The organism is Streptococcus canis, from assembly GCF_900636575.1.
Taxonomy (GTDB): domain Bacteria; phylum Bacillota; class Bacilli; order Lactobacillales; family Streptococcaceae; genus Streptococcus; species Streptococcus canis.
In genome coordinates, this window is record NZ_LR134293.1 from 1,375,053 (window position 1) to 1,393,527 (window position 18,475).

Below are 18,475 nucleotides of genomic sequence, written 5' to 3' on the forward strand. Positions count from 1 at the left end.
GCATGACGGAACCATCCAATTTAGAAGCTATTATGGGCTTAATCATGTATGGAGGCGAAGCCAAGGGCAAGGCCGTGGAGGCTATTCATGCAGCACGAGATGGGCAGTTTGAGGAGGCTCAGCACTTACTTCAAGAAGCGACAAACTCGTTAAATATTGCCCATAAATCGCAGACCCATTTGCTCTCCCAAGAAGCAGCTGGTGATGCGGTTGAATTGTCTTTATTGATGGTGCATGGGCAAGATCACATGATGACTGCCTTAGCCTTTATTGATTTAGCCAAGGAATTGGTTACCGTTTACGACAAAATGTCAGCAATACAAAGGGGTGAATCATGATCATTTCAGCAGAAGGGGATGTTTCCATTCATCATTGTTTTGAAGCCATGCTGGTATCGCTTCAAGAAGATTACCGACAAAATACCTTGAGACAGTTGTCAAGAGATGATATCAAAGCGGGGATAAACTATGTTAAACATTATGGTAAACACAAAGAGCATACAGTTAGGGTGCTTATTACCGCCCTAGAGGCTCCGCAATTATATACTGCTTGTTTTAGTTCCAATCATGGGATAAAAGAACTGGCTTATCAATTAGAGGCTCTGGGGGAGAATCGGACCAGAATTACCTATTCTTATGACTATCATCCTCTAGATATTTTTCAAAAAGCAAATCAATTTATTGTTGGCAAACTGTTCAAAAAAAGTCTAGAACGCCAATCTCAAGCTCAGTTAGCAGCCCTTATCCAATATGCTAAGCAGTTGCAGCAACTATCATCTCTGTGAAGATTACTCACAGATCTTGAATGAGAGAAGGAGTCATTTGGATAAGAGACGATTATCGGTTATCTCTAAGCATCACGCTTAACAAGGATGACTTTGAGATAATTGTGTTAGGCAGACACCGCCGCTTTTAAGGTTACCTTTGTTACATTAAAAAAATAAAAAGAGGAGAAGATTTATGTCGTATTTTTCTGATAAGTTTATGGAGATTTCAGGAAAAATTGGGTCACAACGGCATTTAGTAGCTATTCGTGATTCCTTTATTTCAATGATGCCTATTACCATGGCAGGTTCAGTTGCTGTTTTATTGAACGTTTTTTTACGCGATATTCCAAATAATATGGGATGGACAGGATTTGTAAAAGCTATGCAACCTGTTATCGACATCAATGGCTATGTTTATTTTGGGACAATTGGTATCATGGCGCTCTTTTTTGCCTTTGCTTTCGGTTACAATTTAGCTGTTATGCATAAGATTAATCCATTGGCAGGAGGTTTGATTTCTTTTGCCTCATTTATTGCCACCCTACCTCAGACTTTAACCATTTCGACACCACTTGAAAATGCCTCTGCTAGCTTAATTAGCAATTTGAAAGAAATGGGGCTTTCAGTCGTTACTGCGAGTGGAGCTTCAAGTATTGAAACCAGTCAGTGGGGAGCAATAGCTCTAAAGTATGTTGGTGCCACAGGCTTGTTCACAGCCTTAATTATTGGCTTTTTGTCAAGTTTTGTGTATGCGGCTTTGACCAAACGTAACATTACCATTACCTTACCAGACAATGTACCACCTGCGGTTAATAAAGCCTTTGCTGCTATTATTCCAGGAACAGTTGCGATTTACGCTTCGGCAGTTTTCGCCTACCTCATCTTTGCATTAACAGGTTCTTCCCTAAGTGATGTCATTTCAACCTATATCCAATTGCCATTGCTAGGCTTGTCACAGGGTATTGGTTCAGTTATTTTGTTAACCTTCTTAGTTCAACTGCTCTGGTTCTTCGGCTTGCATGGTCATAATGTCTTAGCCCCAGTGATGGATGGTATTTATATGGTAGCTTTAACAGAAAATACAGCTGCTTACAATACAGCGCATAGCGCTGCTAATTTACCATACCTTTGGACACGTGGGTCCTTTGATGCTTATGCTCAAATGGGTGGTTCAGGAGTAACCTTGGCATTGATTATTGCTATCTTCATATTCTCAAAACGAGAAGAGCATAAAACCATTGCCAAATTGTCCGCACCAATGGGTGTTTTCAATATCAACGAACCAATTACATTTGGGATGCCAATTGTTTTGAATCCAACCTTTGTGATTCCGTGGCTAATTGTGCCACCAATTTGTGCTAGCATAGCTTATTTTGCTACTGCAATAGGTTTGATTCCACCGGTATTCTTATCAGTACCTTGGATTACCCCTGTTGGACTTTATGCTTACCTAGCTACTGGAGGTAATATTATGGCAGGTTTGGTTTCACTGTTTAACCTCTTTGTTGCCTTCCTTATCTGGGCACCATTTGTCATTTTGGCCAATAAAGAAAAAGCGAGTGACCTTGCATGACAGAAAAAAATGGAGCAACTTTTTTAATGGCTGTTGGCTTTTTTCTCGTTGCCATTAGTCCGCTGGCTAGTAACAAATACTTACACATAGTGACGGGACTAGCTCTTACGGGATTAGGTTATTACCTAACGAAACGTAAGCGCCCGTAATAACGTATATAGGGATACTCTTATGAAGGAGAGAGTGATAAGGGTATCTCTATTTTGCTGATTTGAATAATAACAGTAACCCAAAAAGGCAAGGAGATATGTTTCCTTGCCTTTTTATGTTTTTGGAAGTTAGTATGGTGTCTGCTCTATTAGACATTTAAGACCTTGTCTAAAAATTCAATGAGACGAGGGTGCTTAGGATGATCAAAAATCTCTTCAGGAGTGCCATCTTCCAAGAATTGGCCACCGTCTGTAAAGATAACACGATTAGCTACTTGGCGAGCAAATCCCATTTCGTGAGTAACAATTAACATGGTCATGCCTTGTTCAGCTAAGTCTTTCATAACGTTTAAAACGTCCCCGACCATTTCTGGGTCAAGAGCAGAAGTTGGTTCGTCAAAAAGCATAATATCTGGCTTCATGGCTAAACTTCTTGCAATAGCTACACGTTGTTTTTGCCCACCTGATAGGCTGCCTGGGAAAGCATCAGCCTTATCTGATAGACCAACTTTTTCAAGAAGCGCCATTCCGCGTTTTTTAGCAACTTCTTTAGAATCTTTACCGAGTTCAACAGGAGCAAAAATAATATTTTCAAGAACGGTCATGTGAGGGAAAAGGTTGAAATGTTGGAACACCATCCCGATATTTTCACGCGCCTTGTCAATATTTGTTTTAGGGTCTGATAGTTCAAAACCGTCGACCACAACCTTACCGCTAGTAATACTTTCAAGAAGATTGAGGGTACGGAGAAAGGTCGATTTTCCAGAACCAGAAGGACCAATGATACAAACGACATCGCCTTCGTAGAATTTGGCATCAATCCCTTTTAATACTTCGTTTTGTCCATAAGATTTGTGTAAATCTTGGACATCAATTTTTAATTCTGCCATTAGTTAAGCCTCTTTTCTAAACGTTTTGCAAGTCTTGTTAAGAGTGTAATCATGATGAGGTAAATAATTGCTAAAATAGCATACATACGGAATGACTGGTAGTTTCTAGCGATAATGATTTTACCTGTTTGGAAGAGTTCTACCAAACCAATTGCTGAGACAATGGTTGTGTCTTTTAGCGAGATAACAAATTGGTTGATAAAGTTAGGTAACATCAGTTTCACAGCTTGTGGCAGAATCACTTTTCTCATTGTGGTTCCGTAAGACAAACCAAGACTGCGACTAGCTTCCATTTGTCCTGCTGGGACAGCTTCAATACCACCGCGAACAATTTCAGCAATATAAGCACCGCCATTAAGCGATAGGGCAATAGTAGCTGCTAAGAAATCATTAATCGGTGATTGGTGGCCAGTCATGCTCTCGATAAGGTTTGGTACTCCCCAGAAAATGAAGGCAGCGACAATCATCAAAGGAATTCCTCGAACGACGTCCACAAAGACTGTTGAAATGAGTCGAAGTGGTTTAGTTGGTGACACGGCCATCATACCAAAGATGATTCCGATAATCATAGCAATAGCAAATGAAATAAGAGTTAGGCTGAGGGTTGTTCCAAGACCAGCCCACAATTGTTTATAGTTGTTAGAGAGCAGTCCTGCGATAGTTGATTCATCAACACTTTTTTCAGTTGGTGTAGCCGCCTTTTTTGAATCTAGATAGCTGTCGATAATGTCATCATATTTACCAGATTGTTTTAAGGCAGCTAAACCATTGTTGAACATTTCGATTAATTCAGGATTAGTCCCTTTTTTCACGGCAAAACCAACTTCACCAGTGGAGATGCCATCAAGAGGGGTCTTAAAACGACGGCCTTGGGAAATTGCGTATTTGAGGACTGCTTCATCATCCATAATAGCTGAAACAGAACCTGAATTTAAACTGTCATACATGGTTGACCCGTCATCAAATGCTTTGACCTTATAGCCATATTTAGCAGCGTTTTCTTTCAACCACGTATAAGAAGATGTTCCGTTTTTAGCACCGACCGTTTTTCCATCTAAGTCTTCATAGTTCTTGATGTTTTTTCCAGCCTTAACAGCTAAAATGATATTAGAAGTATAATAAGGATCAGAAAAATCAAAGATAGCTTTACGAGCGTCAGTAATAGTAGCACCAGCGATGACACCATCTGCTTGGCTAGATTGCACAGCGTTTAAAGCAGCATCGAACCCTGGGTTAGCAATCTCGAGTTTGAAACCTTGTTGCTTAGCGATAGCCTTAATTAATTCCATGTCAATGCCGACATATTTGCCCTTGTCATTTTGGAATTCAAAAGGTGCAAAAGAGGAGTCAGAAACAATTTTATAGCTAGTTTTTACTGGGGTTGCCTTAGCAGAGGCATCCCCTATTGCTTGGCTTGTAGTGGCTTTGTCGTCTGTTCCTAACCATTTCGCCATGATGGCTTGATAGGTACCATCAAGCTTCATTTCTGCAAGAGCAGTGTTGAAATCATCAATTAAATAGTCATAACCGCTGCCTTTTTTGACAGCAAACCCAAAACTACCAATGGCCTCACCTTTCATATTAATGGCAAGATCTTGGTTTTGGCTGATAGCGTATTGAATGACTGGTTCATCGTCCATGACAGCTGCAATCGAACCAGCAGACAAGCTATTATACATGAGGTCGCCCGTGTCAAATGTTTTGACAGTATAACCATACTTTTTTTTGTATTTATCTAAAAAGGATTGGGCTGCAGTTCCATTTTTAACCCCAACCGTTTTTCCTTTTAGCTCACTGTATTTTTTAATAGGGCTAGCCTTGCGCGTTGCAATAACGATTTTGGTATCGTAATAAGGGTCTGAGAAATGGAAGACTTTCTTACGGGCCTCAGTAATGGTCGTGCCAGCCATAAGCGCATCAGCTTGACCAGATTGGATAGCATTCACAGCAGCGTCAAATCCCGGGAAAGTCATGTTATAATCCCAAGCTTGACGTTTGGCTACTTCATTAATAATATCAACATCAATTCCTTTATAAACCTGATCTGAATCTTTAAATTCAAATGGGGCATAAGCCGTATCCGAAACAATATCAATTATTTCAGCGCTTGCAATACCACTTGTCATGACAAAGATAGATACTATGGCAAGCAGTAATGCTTTTAATTTGTACGTCATACTAATCTCCTTATAAAAATAAAAAATATGACTAATTATAGCAAATTTCTTTAAGGAAAGCAACAAATTTCTCTTTTCTATGTAAGGAAACCTAACATCGTTATGGGAGGTTTTCGATGTTTTTAAAAGCTTATTCCTTCCTGTCTGTGTTAAAATAAGAAGGAGATAGATGTTAGAGGACACGAGAATGATTGATAAACGCGATGATAAACCATTTAAATTAGTTTCAAAGTATGAGCCATCAGGTGATCAGCCTCAGGCCATTGGGACCTTAGTAGAAAATATCGAAGGTGGAGAGAAGGCTCAGATTCTTTTGGGAGCGACCGGTACTGGGAAGACTTATACCATGAGTCAAGTGATTAGCAAGGTCAATAAACCGACCTTAGTCATTGCTCACAATAAAACCTTAGCTGGTCAACTTTATGGGGAATTTAAAGAATTTTTCCCAGATAATGCCGTGGAATATTTTGTTTCCTATTATGATTACTACCAGCCAGAAGCTTATGTGCCATCCAGTGATACCTATATTGAAAAAGATAGCTCAGTTAATGATGAAATTGATAAACTTCGTCATTCAGCAACTTCGGCTTTGTTGGAACGTAATGATGTGATTGTGGTGGCTTCTGTTTCCTGTATTTATGGGTTAGGGTCTCCAAAAGAATATGCGGATTCGGCCGTTAGCCTTCGTCCCGGACAAGAAATTTCCCGAGACCAACTGTTAAATCAATTAGTAGATATCCAGTTTGAGCGTAATGACATTGAGTTTCAGCGGGGACGTTTTCGAGTGCGGGGCGATGTGGTTGAGGTTTTTCCGGCTTCACGAGATGAGCATGCTTTTCGGGTGGAATTCTTCGGGGATGAGATTGACCGTATTCGTGAAATTGAAAGCTTGACTGGAAAAATCATCGGTGAGGTTGATCATTTAGTCCTCTTTCCTGCCACTCACTTTGTGACTAATGACGAACACATGGAGCAATCCATTGCTAAAATACAAGCAGAACTTGAAGATCAATTGAAGGTCTTTGAGGCAGAAGGTAAATTGCTTGAGGCGCAGCGATTACGCCAGAGAACAGAATATGACATTGAAATGTTGCGTGAAATGGGCTATACCAATGGGGTTGAAAATTATTCTCGCCATATGGATGGCCGATCAGCAGGAGAGCCTCCTTATACCCTGTTAGATTTCTTTCCAGAAGATTTTCTAATTATGATTGATGAAAGCCACATGACTGTGGGGCAAATCAAAGGGATGTATAATGGAGACCAAGCTAGAAAACAAATGCTGATTGATTATGGTTTTCGTTTACCATCTGCCCTTGATAATCGTCCCTTAAGGCGCGAGGAATTTGAAAGTCATGTGCATCAAATTGTTTATGTTTCAGCAACACCAGGCGATTATGAAATGGAGCAGACGGACACTATCGTTGAACAAATCATTCGACCGACAGGGCTACTTGACCCTGAAGTTGAAGTGCGGCCTAGCATGGGGCAAATGGATGATTTATTGGGAGAAATTAACCAACGTGTAGACCGCGGGGAGCGAACCTTTATCACAACTTTAACAAAAAAAATGGCAGAAGATTTGACAGACTATCTGAAAGAAATGGGGGTCAAGGTCAAGTATATGCACAGTGATATTAAAACCTTAGAGCGAACAGAAATTATTCGTGATCTACGACTTGGTGTTTTTGATGTGTTGATTGGAATCAACCTGCTCCGTGAGGGGATTGATGTGCCAGAAGTTAGTCTTGTAGCCATTTTGGATGCTGATAAAGAAGGTTTTCTCCGCAATGAACGCGGCTTGATTCAAACCATTGGACGTGCGGCTCGAAATGCTGATGGACATGTTATTATGTATGCGGACAAGATGACGGATTCTATGCAACGAGCGATTGACGAAACGGCTCGTCGTCGTGAGATTCAGATGGCTTATAATGAGGAACATGGCATTATCCCGCAAACCATAAAGAAAGATATTCGAGATCTTATCAGCATTAGCAAGACAAGTCAGACTGATGTAGCAGAGTTAGCGGTTAATGATGAAACCATGTCTGCATCAGAACGAAAAGAAGCTATCAAAACCTTACAAAAACAAATGCAAGAAGCAGCAGAGTTGCTTGATTTTGAATTAGCTGCCCAAATTCGTGACATGATTTTAGAACTTAAATGAATGGACTGAGTATTACTGTCCTCAGGAATCAGTCAAGAAACTGGCTGATTTTTTAATTGTTTTTTCCGTTAAGAAAACTTTAAGTTAATCTCCTAAAATAATGCTTAAAGAGCCATTGATAGGAAACTAAGATTAAGATTTTAGAGAGTTTTGTATTAAATAAATTTTCTTTTTAATAATTTAACTTTTAGCTTGTCAAGTGAGGCTTTTTCGAGTAGAATTTTTTAGTACATTATTTCACTAATACAAGAAGGTAAAGTATGATAAAAAACAAATCAAGAATGAGAGAAATTGCTGTTTTTATTGGTAAAACAATCTTATTTTATCTGATTTTAATGTTGCTGGTCTATTTCTTTGGTTATCTAGGACATGGTCAAAGTAACTTTATTTACAATGAATTTTAGGAGATTGACTGATGATTAAGGATATGATTGACAGTATTGAGCAGTTTGCTCAGACACAGGCTGATTTTCCAGTCTATGATTGTTTGGGGGAACGTCGCACCTATGGACAACTCAAAAAAGATTCTGATAGCATTGCCTCATTTATAGATAATTTAGGGTTACCGGCAAAATCTCCAGTTTTAGTTTTTGGGGCTCAAACTTATGATATGTTAGCTACTTTTGTAGCCTTGACCAAATCAGGTCACGCCTATATCCCAGTAGATGTGCATTCAGCACCAGAACGTATTTTAGCGATTATTGAGATTGCTAAGCCAAGTTTAATCATTGCTATTGAGGACTTTCCTGTTACTATCGAAGGAATTTCCCTTGTCTCACTAGCAGAGATTGAGTCGGCAAAATTAGCAGAGATGCCCTATGAGCGAACACATTCTGTTAAAGGAAATGATAATTACTACATTATTTTCACCTCTGGAACGACGGGTCAACCAAAAGGGGTGCAAATTTCACATGACAATCTTTTGAGCTTTACCAACTGGATGATTGAAGATTCGGCATTTGACGTACCCAAACAGCCACAAATGCTGGCGCAGCCACCCTATTCCTTTGACCTTTCTGTCATGTACTGGGCACCTACCTTGGCTTTAGGTGGAACCCTATTTGCACTTCCGAAAGAATTGGTGATAGACTTTAAACGGTTATTTACGACAATTGCGCAACTACCTGTTGGCATTTGGACATCAACACCTTCATTTGCTGATATGGCCATGCTTAGCGATGATTTTTGCCAAGCTAAGATGCCAGCCTTAACGCATTTTTACTTTGATGGTGAAGAATTAACGGTTTCTACAGCTCGCAAACTCTTTGAACGTTTCCCAAATGCCAAGATTATCAATGCCTATGGACCAACCGAAGCGACGGTAGCCTTATCTGCTATTGAAATTACCAGAGAAATGGTGGATAATTATGCCCGTTTGCCGATTGGCTACCCAAAACCAGATTCTCCCACCTATATCATTGATGAAGATGGTAAGGAGCTAGCTCCAGGAGAGCAGGGTGAAATTATTGTTACAGGGCCTGCTGTGTCAAAAGGTTACCTCAATAATCCTGAGAAGACAGCAGAAGCTTTCTTCACCTTTAATGGACAAGCTGCTTACCATACAGGGGACATTGGCTCACTGACAGAAGATAATATTTTGCTGTATGGTGGCCGTTTAGACTTTCAAATTAAATACGCTGGTTATCGTATTGAATTGGAAGATGTTTCCCAGCAGTTGAATCAATCACCAATGGTGGCATCGGCTGTGGCTGTTCCAAGATACAATAAAGAACATAAGGTTCAAAATCTCCTTGCCTATATTGTTGTGAAAGACGGTGTTAAAGAGCGTTTCGATAGGGAATTAGACCTAACAAAAGCTATTAAAGCTTCTGTAAAAGATAAGATGATGGCCTATATGATGCCCTCGAAATTTATCTACCGAGACAGTCTTCCGTTGACTCCAAATGGTAAGATTGACATTAAAGCTTTGATTAATGAGGTCAATAACCGATGATGACGTTTTTTGATCACGTTCCCTATATGGAACCTTATGGGAATCCTATTTATTTTGTTTACCTTATCTTGGCATTCTTACCTGCCATTATTGGGATTTTTAAGCAAAAGCGCTTAAGCACTTATGAAACCTTGGTCAGTTTGGTTTTCATTTTCTTTATGTTTGGGGGAGACCACTATCTGCAATTATTAGCTTTTTTCTTTTATCTCATTTGGCAGGTAGTTAGCGTCTTTGCTTACAAGAAATACCGGGAGAAAGCCAATAGTGCAGGAGTATTTTACCTAGCTATTGCGATGGGCTTATTCCCCCTTATCTGGGTCAAAGTGGCCCCCTTAACAGGACCTTCTCCTCAAACTCTCTTTAGCTTTCTAGGGATTTCTTATTTGACCTTCAAAAGTATTGGGGTGATTATTGAATTGCGAGATGGTACCCTCAAAGAGGTTAGCTTGTCTGACTTTATTCGCTTCATGATTTTTTTCCCAACCTTTTCAAGTGGTCCTATTGATCGCTTTAGGCGTTTTCAAGAAGATTATCATACTCTTCCTGACCGCAATACCTATCTGGCCATGCTCAACAAAGCAGTGATGTATATCATGTTAGGTTTCCTCTACAAGCATATCATTTCTTATTGCTTGGGTGGGATTTTACTCCCTATTATTGAAAATAAGGCCCTAATGGTTGGAGGTTATTTTAACAAAGAGACCATCCTTGTCATGTATGTCTATGGCTTGAATCTCTTTTTTGACTTTGCTGGTTATTCGATGTTTGCGATTGGTATTTCCTACCTATTAGGCATTCGGACGCCAGAAAACTTTAACATGCCTTTCTTATCAGCAAGCTTGAAAGACTTCTGGAATAGATGGCACATGAGTTTGTCTTTCTGGTTTAGAGATTATGTCTTTATGCGATTGGTTCATTTATTAATCAAACATAAGGCCTTTAAAAATCGAAATGTTACCTCTGGTATTGCCTATTTGGTTAATATGCTGGTCATGGGATTTTGGCATGGCTTGACTTGGTATTACATTGCCTATGGACTCTTCCATGGGATTGGGTTGATTGTCAACGATGCTTGGATTCGCAAGAAAAAAGAAATGAATCGTCTTCGTAAGAAAAAAGGTCTTTCACCCCTCTTTCAGAGCAAGGCATTCCATGTCTTATGTATCGTGATAACCTTCCACGTTGTCATGTTTTCACTTCTGTTATTCTCTGGATTTTTAAATGATCTTTGGTTTAACAGACCACTACATTAATAAAGGAAGTATAAAATGTCTATTGAAGAAACTGTAATTGAATTATTTGATCGTTTATTTATGGAAGATGTTTCAGAGATGATGGACGAAGACTTGTTTGATGCAGGTGTTTTGGATAGTCTTGGGACAGTGGAACTGATTGTTGAGCTGGAGTCAACCTTCAATATCAAAGTGCCTATTTCAGAATTTGGTCGTGATGATTGGAATACCGTGACTAAGATTGTTCAAGGTGTAGAGGAATTACAGCATGCTTAAGAGACTCTGGTTAATCCTAGGTCCTCTTCTTATTGCCTCCCTTTTGGTTATTGTCACTATTTTTAGTTTTCCGACTAAACCTGATCATTCCTTAACTCAGGAAAAATCAAATGCTGTTGCCATCACGGATAGTTCCTTTAAGAATGGCTTAATTAAAAGACAAGCCTTATCTGATAGAAGTTGCCGCTTTGTTCCTTTTTTTGGTTCCAGCGAATGGAGTCGAATGGACGGTATGCACCCGTCGGTGCTCGCAGAGCGCTACAAGCGGAGTTATAGACCATTTTTAATTGGCAAAAGAGGATCAGCTTCTTTATCACATTATTATGGTATGCAACAGATTTCCAAGGATATGCAAGGGGAAAAGGCAGTTTTTGTAGTGTCTCCTCAGTGGTTTACTCCACAGGGGACCAATCCAGGGGCAGTTCAAATGTATTTGTCCAATACCCAAGTGATTGAATTTTTACTACAAGCGAAGACTGATAAAGAATCACAATTTGCTGCTAGGCGTTTGCTTGAGGTAAATCCCGGAGTTTCTAAATCACATTTACTTAAAAAGATTAGCAAGGGTCAAACGCTTAGTCATTGGGATAGGGCTATTTTGAAATGTCAACATCAAGTGGCCCTTCGAGAAGAGTCTCTCTTTAGCTTTTTAGGTAAATCAGCTAATTATGAGACTAAGATTGTGCCGCGGGTCAAAGGATTGCCGAAAACATTTTCCTATCAACGATTGAATGAGCTAGCAACTAAAAGAGGTCAACTGGCAACGACTAATAATCGTTTTGGCATTAAGAATACCTTTTATAGTAAGCGCATTGCTCCCCAGTACAATCTGTATAAAAATTTCCAAGTTAATTATAGTTATCTTGCTTCCCCAGAATACAATGATTTTCAGTTGCTCTTATCAGAGTTTGCCAAGCAAAAAACAGATGTTATTTTCATCATCACACCTGTGAATAAGGCTTGGGCAGATTATACAGGACTCAATCAAGACAAGTATCAAGAGGCAGTTCGCAAGATTAAGTATCAATTAAAATCACAAGGCTTTCATCATATTGCTGACTTCTCAAAAGATGGTGGCGAATCCTATTTCATGCAAGACACCATTCACATTGGTTGGAATGGCTGGTTAGCTTTTGATAAAGAAGTTCAACCATTTCTAGAAACGAAGCAGCCAGCGCCAAGCTATCGGATAACCCCTTATTTTTATGGTAAAGAGTGGGCAAACAAGCGCTTGGTTTCCGAAGCTGAAGAATAACATCATAAGTTTAATAAGACTGAAACAAGATGATTCTCTCTTGTGACAGCTGCTATTTTAGCCTGTCCTGAGACCATCTAAGTTTGGTCTTATTTGTTTGCGGCGAGGTGCAAAAGGTGTAGAGAAAGAAGAAGGGTCAGACTTGTTTTCAAGTATAGCAAAATGAAATAAATAGAGTACATTTATGATATAGTGGCTTTATGGCATAGTCACTAGATTTTCGTAAAAAAGTTCTCGCATACTGTGACAAAACTGGCGGCATTTCTGAAGCATCTCTCGTTTTTCAACTATCACGTAACACTACTTATCAACGGCTAAAACTAAAAGAGAAAACAGGCGCGCTTACTCACCAAGTTAGAGAAAACAAATCAAGAAAAGTTGATAGGGATAACTTAAAAAAACTATCTTGAAATTTATCCAGCTGCTTATTTGATTGAAATAGTTTCTGAGTTGGGCTGTCAGCCAACCGCTATTTAGTAGGTTCTCAAAGCTATAGGGTATAATCGAAAAAAGTGCTCTAGCTATTAGGAGCAAGCTCCTGAACAAGTAGCTCTGTTCCTTAACGCATGTAACCACTTAGGGCACCTGACTCTTGTTTCTAGTGATGAGACAGGGGAAACCATAGTTTATCAAGACTATGGTCCTTTCTTAAAAGGTCAGGTTTCTGAAAGAAAGTACTGGCGACTATCTTTAGTTGCAGGTCTCTTAAATGGTGAGCTTATAGCCCCCATTATTTACAAAGAGCCTATGACTAGTGACTTGTTCCAAAAAGTCTTACTCCCCGCTTTAGATACATTGGTTGTCATTATGGACAAGGCAACGTTTCATAGGAGGAGTAGGCTAGAGGTCTTGTGTAAGGAGCAGGGACATAGACTTTTACCCCTTCCTCCGTACTCACCTGAGTATCATTTTATTGAGAAAATACGGACTCATATCAAAAACACCTCAGCAAAGTATTGTCAGAACGATACTTTTTTAAGTCACTTTTGTCTTGCTCCTGTTTCAGTTGACTATAGTAAACACAATTTAGAGACTGATGAGAGATGTAAGTCAGATCTTGTTATTAGATTAGACATCAAAAAAACCTTGCTCCTTTATCTAAAGAGGCAAGGTTTTGAGTTACAAGAAATTAGTCGAGATAGATCACTCCTCTCGGACTTTACACCAGAAGGTTATGGTTTTTATCAGGCTGGCATTTTTTGGCCTATTCAATAGCATCTAAAATTAACTGTCCTTTTGGGAGATGAACTGTTGGCAGGTAAAGGTTCTGTGGCTTGTGGTCAAAGAGTTGGTTTAAACTCTCATCAATCAGCAAAAGATTATTTTTTTCAAAGTGGGTTAGCTCACGAAGGTCTTTTATAATGTGCAAACTTGGAAAGAGGGCAGAAACGTGCTCATATCGCTCATGATTAGTAATAGGCAAGGAAAGCAGGGGATAAGGTTTTTTGTTGAAAAACTGTTCTGTCTGGTTTTTGAGAGCAGCATAATCTGTATTAATCTGGAAGAAGAGGGGGTCATTAACAAAGCTATCAATGGCAATTAGGGTTTTGAAATGAAGTTTCCCAATCTTTTAAAAATGTCATTATCAATGTCTAAGGTCAAGATGAGGTCAGCCTAATCAAATTTTTCAATGCTATCTTCATTTAGGCAAACCAGTTGATAGTCCTGCTCGTGCAGGAGACGGGATAGAAAACTAATGGTATGCAGTTGTTTAGCCCTAGCTAAAATGGTATCTACATATTTGTAATACAGGACAACACTGTTTGATTATTGTGTGACAATGATCTGGCTGCCTGATTAGGCGTATAGTTAAGAAGGTTGCTAATATGAAGGGCCTTATTGCGGGTTTCTTCACTAATTTTTTGATCATTGCGCTGGTGTAACACGTAAGAAACGGTTGTTACAGAAATCTCGACTTCTCGCGCAATATCTTTAATAGTAATTTCAGATGTCATAGTTTTGTTATATCCGAATTCATGGTAAAAGTCAAGGAATCATTGATAGATTTAGCTGGTAAGAAGGAGTACCAGCTAAATCTATTATCGACTGTCTTATTTATCAAAAACCTTCTAAAGGCAAGTCCTTTAGAAGGTTTGGCATTTTGTAACTTATTTAACAGAACCGCCTGTGATTCCTTCAACATAGTATTTTTGCATAAACATGAAGAGGAGGGTAATTGGAATGGCGATGAGAACAGAACCAGCAGTGAAGGCCATAAACCAGTTGTTAATGGTATCGGGCTGGAGCATTGAAAAGAGTCCAATAGCAACTGTGTATTTGCTTGTGGCGTCTCCTAAAATAACTTGGGCAAAAATGAAGTCAATCCAAGGGCCCATGAAAGCTAGTAGAGCAGTATAGACAATAATTGGTTTTGACAGTGGAAGGGTAATCTTGAAGAAGATATCCATTCGTGTAGCTCCGTCAATCATGGCTGATTCGTCGAGCGAGTAAGGAATGGTGTCAAAGAACCCTTTTGCGATGTAAAAACTAAGGGCAGCACCTGCTGAATAAACCAAAACAAGAGCTGTCAGGGTTTGGGTAAGGCCTAAAGCTTTCAAGATATAATAGATAGCAATCATGCTCATGAAACCAGGGAACATGTTTAAAATAAGAGCCAGTTTCAAGAAGCGATTACGGAATTTAAACTTGATACGGCTAAGTGAATAAGCTATAGCCACCGTAATAAAAGTTGAGATAATACAAGTGAAGGTTGCCACGATAAAGGTATTCATAAACCATCGACCAAATGGGAAAGTCTCATTGGTAAAGAGCTTGATGTAATGATCTAGCGTGAAGGTTTTTGGAATGAAATAATTCACATAGGCTGTCCCTTCGCCACGGAAACTAGTGAGAAGGACCCAAGCGATTGGGAAGAGCCAAATGATTGAGAGGATGATTAAAGTGGCATAAACGAGGCCAAGTTGAAATCGACGTTTGTTTTTCATTATTTAGCCGCTCCTTCCTTGTATGATGCTGTTCGAGTATAGGCAAGTAAGCTAAAGATAGCCGAAACTGTAAAGATTAAGATACCGATAACAGAAGCTAGATTGTAGTCAGCAGCAGTAACGGTTAATTTATAGAGCCAAGTGACCAGCAAGTCTGTTGTTCCCGCCTGATAGTATTCGGAATTTGTTGGGCCACCACCAGTAAGAAGGTAGATTACATTAAAGTTATTAATATTTCCGATGAATTGTTGGATCAAGTTTGGTGTCATGATCAAGAGGATTTGAGGGAAAGTGATAGATTTGAAGACTTGGAATTTGCTCGCTCCATCAATTTCAGCAGCTTCAATTTGTTCACTTGGAAGGTTCATGATGATACCAGTTGCAATCAACATGGTAAATGGGATACCGATCCACATGTTGACAAAAATGATTGAGAATTTTGCCCAGAGAGGATCAGATAAAAATGGTATCGACCCATGAATCAAGCCGATTTTATTGAGGAGGGCATTTAGAGGACCTTCGTCATTGAGCAAGTTTCTCATAATCAATAATGAGATGAATTGAGGAACGGCAATGGTAATAACGAAGATAGTACGCCACATTTTTTTCCATTTTAGCCCCTTGGTATTGATTAATAGGGCGAGAACAATACCAAAAAAGAAATTGGTTACTGTGGCAAAAACAGCCCAAATCAAAGTCCATGAGAAAACTGGGAAGAAAGTTCCAGCCATACGACCACTAAAAATATTACCAAAGTTAGCTAAGCCAACCCAATCAAATAAAGATTTTGGAGGTAAGTGATTATGATCAAAGTTGGTGAAGGCCAAACAGATCATGTAAATTAGAGGTAGAATAGTGAATAATAGTACACAGATGAGTGGGATTGCCATCAAGGTCATGTGAAAACGACCGTTGGCAAGTGTCGCAAAGTCTTCTTTAAAGGTTGGAATTTTTTGTCCGTCTTGTTTGAGAAGATAAAGATTGCGAGCGCTTTTGAGGTTACACCAGTAAATATAAGCAAAGACTAGGCAGAAAATGAGTGATGCCAGACCAAAAATAAGCATCAACATGGAGTTGTCTCCATCAACGGCTACTTGGATTTTAATGCCATCAACGGTTTTGGTGGCCATTCCTTGAGTTTGGGTACCAAGGGTGAAGAGTCCACCAATAGCAGGAATGATTTGGGATACAAAAGCTATCAGGAATACCAGTTCACTGATTAAAAATAGGGTACCTTTGACAAATTGTTTGTTGGCGATATTAGCAAATCCCATGATAATAGCAGAGAGCTTAATATCCCAACTTCCTTTTTTCATGGCTTCTGTCACAGATACTTGTGGTGTCAAACTTGACTGAGTCATATCGATTCTCCTTTATTTTAGGATACCAGAGTCGGTAAATCAGGTCATATCTCTTAATAGAAAAAACAACTAGCTAAGTGTTACGTAAACCTTTAAATGATTAAAAATTTAAGTAGCACTAAGCTACTTAAATAACATCAAAAACAAGTAGGAGCGGGACTAACCCCCAACAAAACGTGATGGAGCTCAGTTCCACTCCTAAAAGATGAGTAGATAAGATAGCTTCTAGAAGTTACTCACCTCTGTGCTTGTTTCAGTATGGTATTAGTAAAACGAGATAAGATTATTTTGTTGCAGCGATGTCTTTGTCAAATTGTTGCAATTTAGCAAGGTAATCACCTTCTTTGATTTTACCGTTGAAGGCATCACTAAGAATAGCAGCACTTTCAGTCCAGAATGTGCCCATTTGGCTAAGTTTTGGCATTACGACAGTATATTCTGAAGAAGAACCCATTGTGATAACCGTTTTAGCAAGTTCGTTTGATTGAACAGCTTCTGAAGATTGAACTTCTTTGTTAGCTGGGACAATATTACGAGTCTTGAATTGGTTTTCTTGGCTTTCAGCGTTAGTCAAGTATGATGCTAATTTGTAGCTAGCTGCGATACGTTTTGTATCACCTTTAGCTGGTGCTTGGTTGACTGCGTAGAGTTTTACACCCAAGAATGCCTTTTGTTGAACAGTTTCGCCACCAATAGTTACTTTTGGATAAACAGCGACACCAAGGTTTTCTTTGCCGATAGCTTTTTGAGCAGCTTCGTAATCCCAAGGTCCTGATTCAAAGGAAGCCACTGAACCGTCACCAAATTTAGACATAACGTTGTTGGCATCTAAGCTAACAAATCCTTTGTTTGAAGCTTGGTCTGCAATCCACTTAAGAACAGCAGCGCCTTTTTCATTGCCCCAGTTAGTTCCTTTAACATCTTCACCGTTTTCACCGAATAAAGTGTTACCAACTGACATGAACAATGGTCCAGTAACATAAGCGTTAGCTTGTTTGAAGGTACCACCGAAAGTTGCTTTTGCTGTAATGGTATCGTATGAAGCAACATCTTCAGCGGCTAATTTTGTTTTGTTGTAGAAAAGAACTTGAGATTCAATACCAAATGGGAAGGCATAAGTTTTTCCTTTGTATTGAGCACCTACAATTGCTTGGTCAGTAGCAGTTGTAGCAATTTCTTTGGTGTATTCTTCTGGAACTTCTTGGATTGTACCAGATTCTACAAGTTGACCAAGTTGGTCATGAGGAAGCGAGAAGACATCGGCAGCAGTTGAAGCGTCTTTTTTGATTTTTTCTTGTGCTTTTGGATCTTCTGATTCGACGACTTTAACTTTATAGCCAGAATCTTTTTCAAATTTTGCAACAATATCTGCGTATGATTTTTTAGCTCCAGTTGGAACCCAAAGTTTAATCATTTTTGAATCAGAGCCTGCTGCTGATTCTGTTTTATTTTTTGAATCAGATCCGCATCCGACTAATAAGGTACTTGCAAGTGTCAAACCTGCTCCACCGACGATAACTTTTTGCCATGATTTCATAGCTATTTCCTCCTAAGATATATTTCTTACACTTAATATTATGCAACCGCTTGCAGAAAAAGTCAAGCGTTTTTTTTAAAAACTTATCTTTTTTTAAATAGTCAGTGTCTCTTCCTTTCTTATTTTAAAAATACAAACTAGAAGTTGATTTTTTAAAAGATAACTGTATAATGGAAACAAAATACAAGAG

General features: G+C 39.2%; 14 protein-coding genes and 2 pseudogenes. 10 read left to right on the plus strand and 6 right to left on the minus strand.

Features of this window, described 5'->3' with window-relative positions:
• Positions 1-2 precede the first annotated feature (2 nt).
• The 3 genes from EL097_RS07045 to EL097_RS07055 all read left to right on the plus strand — a co-directional run bounded on the left by EL097_RS07045 (position 3) and on the right by EL097_RS07055 (position 2,339).
• Positions 3-338: a PTS lactose/cellobiose transporter subunit IIA gene (locus tag EL097_RS07045; protein ID WP_002992853.1), complete on the plus strand. Its 336-nt coding sequence runs from the start codon at positions 3-5 to the stop codon at positions 336-338.
• Positions 335-784 (plus strand): DUF3284 domain-containing protein, encoded by a 450-nt coding sequence (locus tag EL097_RS07050; RefSeq protein WP_003043987.1) that lies wholly within the window; start codon positions 335-337, stop codon positions 782-784. Before EL097_RS07045 ends, EL097_RS07050 begins: the two co-directional genes overlap by 4 nt.
• A gap of 175 nt (positions 785-959) precedes the next feature.
• Entirely contained in the window at positions 960-2,339 is a 1,380-nt protein-coding gene (locus EL097_RS07055; RefSeq protein WP_003043985.1) for a PTS sugar transporter subunit IIC, read from the plus strand.
• A 298-nt stretch (positions 2,340-2,637) separates the two neighbouring features.
• On the opposite strand, the gene EL097_RS07060 is transcribed toward EL097_RS07055, so the two are convergent.
• Both EL097_RS07060 and EL097_RS07065 read right to left on the minus strand, forming a co-directional pair.
• Complete coding sequence (locus EL097_RS07060) at positions 2,638-3,378, minus strand: amino acid ABC transporter ATP-binding protein (protein WP_003043982.1); 741 nt, start codon at positions 3,376-3,378, stop codon at positions 2,638-2,640.
• A complete protein-coding gene (locus EL097_RS07065; protein WP_003043980.1) occupies positions 3,378-5,555 on the minus strand; it encodes an ABC transporter substrate-binding protein/permease in 2,178 nt (725 codons plus the stop codon). The genes EL097_RS07060 and EL097_RS07065 overlap by 1 nt, the downstream gene beginning before the upstream one ends.
• 187 nt (positions 5,556-5,742) lie before the next feature.
• On the opposite strand from EL097_RS07065, the gene uvrB reads away from it, so the two are divergent.
• The 7 genes and pseudogenes from uvrB to EL097_RS07100 all read left to right on the plus strand — a co-directional run.
• Positions 5,743-7,725: an excinuclease ABC subunit UvrB gene (gene uvrB, locus EL097_RS07070; RefSeq protein WP_003043977.1), complete on the plus strand. Its 1,983-nt coding sequence runs from the start codon at positions 5,743-5,745 to the stop codon at positions 7,723-7,725.
• Between the two features lie 260 nt (positions 7,726-7,985).
• The gene (locus EL097_RS07075; RefSeq protein ID WP_003043975.1) at positions 7,986-8,129 is read left to right on the plus strand and encodes a teichoic acid D-Ala incorporation-associated protein DltX; all 144 of its coding nucleotides are present in this window, start codon (positions 7,986-7,988) and stop codon (positions 8,127-8,129) included.
• An 11-nt stretch (positions 8,130-8,140) separates the two neighbouring features.
• Positions 8,141-9,679, plus strand: coding sequence for a D-alanine--poly(phosphoribitol) ligase subunit DltA (gene dltA / locus EL097_RS07080; protein ID WP_003043973.1), 1,539 nt, complete (start codon positions 8,141-8,143; stop codon positions 9,677-9,679).
• Positions 9,676-10,932 carry a D-alanyl-lipoteichoic acid biosynthesis protein DltB gene (gene dltB, locus EL097_RS07085; protein ID WP_003043970.1) on the plus strand — a complete coding sequence of 419 codons (1,257 nt, stop codon included), beginning with the start codon at positions 9,676-9,678 and terminating at the stop codon, positions 10,930-10,932. The genes dltA and dltB overlap by 4 nt, the downstream gene beginning before the upstream one ends.
• A 15-nt stretch (positions 10,933-10,947) precedes the next feature.
• Positions 10,948-11,187, plus strand: coding sequence for a D-alanine--poly(phosphoribitol) ligase subunit DltC (gene dltC, locus EL097_RS07090; RefSeq protein WP_002984216.1), 240 nt, complete (start codon positions 10,948-10,950; stop codon positions 11,185-11,187).
• A complete protein-coding gene (dltD, locus tag EL097_RS07095) occupies positions 11,180-12,442 on the plus strand; it encodes a D-alanyl-lipoteichoic acid biosynthesis protein DltD (protein ID WP_129545005.1) in 1,263 nt (420 codons plus the stop codon). Before dltC ends, dltD begins: the two co-directional genes overlap by 8 nt.
• 209 nt (positions 12,443-12,651) lie before the next feature.
• A pseudogene (locus EL097_RS07100) lies at positions 12,652-13,452 on the plus strand (IS630 transposase-related protein); the annotation flags it as partial.
• 194 nt (positions 13,453-13,646) lie between these two features.
• Here the strand turns inward: EL097_RS07100 and EL097_RS11230 are convergent.
• The 4 genes and pseudogenes from EL097_RS11230 to EL097_RS07120 form a co-directional block, all read right to left on the minus strand.
• Positions 13,647-14,397: pseudogene (locus EL097_RS11230) on the minus strand (LacI family DNA-binding transcriptional regulator).
• Between the two features lie 153 nt (positions 14,398-14,550).
• The gene (locus EL097_RS07110; protein WP_003043958.1) at positions 14,551-15,387 is read right to left on the minus strand and encodes a sugar ABC transporter permease; all 837 of its coding nucleotides are present in this window, start codon (positions 15,385-15,387) and stop codon (positions 14,551-14,553) included.
• The gene (locus EL097_RS07115; RefSeq protein ID WP_129545006.1) at positions 15,387-16,748 is read right to left on the minus strand and encodes a carbohydrate ABC transporter permease; all 1,362 of its coding nucleotides are present in this window, start codon (positions 16,746-16,748) and stop codon (positions 15,387-15,389) included. The genes EL097_RS07110 and EL097_RS07115 overlap by 1 nt, the downstream gene beginning before the upstream one ends.
• A gap of 283 nt (positions 16,749-17,031) precedes the next feature.
• A complete protein-coding gene (locus tag EL097_RS07120) occupies positions 17,032-18,285 on the minus strand; it encodes an extracellular solute-binding protein (RefSeq protein ID WP_003043954.1) in 1,254 nt (417 codons plus the stop codon).
• Between the last annotated feature and the right edge of the window lie 190 nt (positions 18,286-18,475).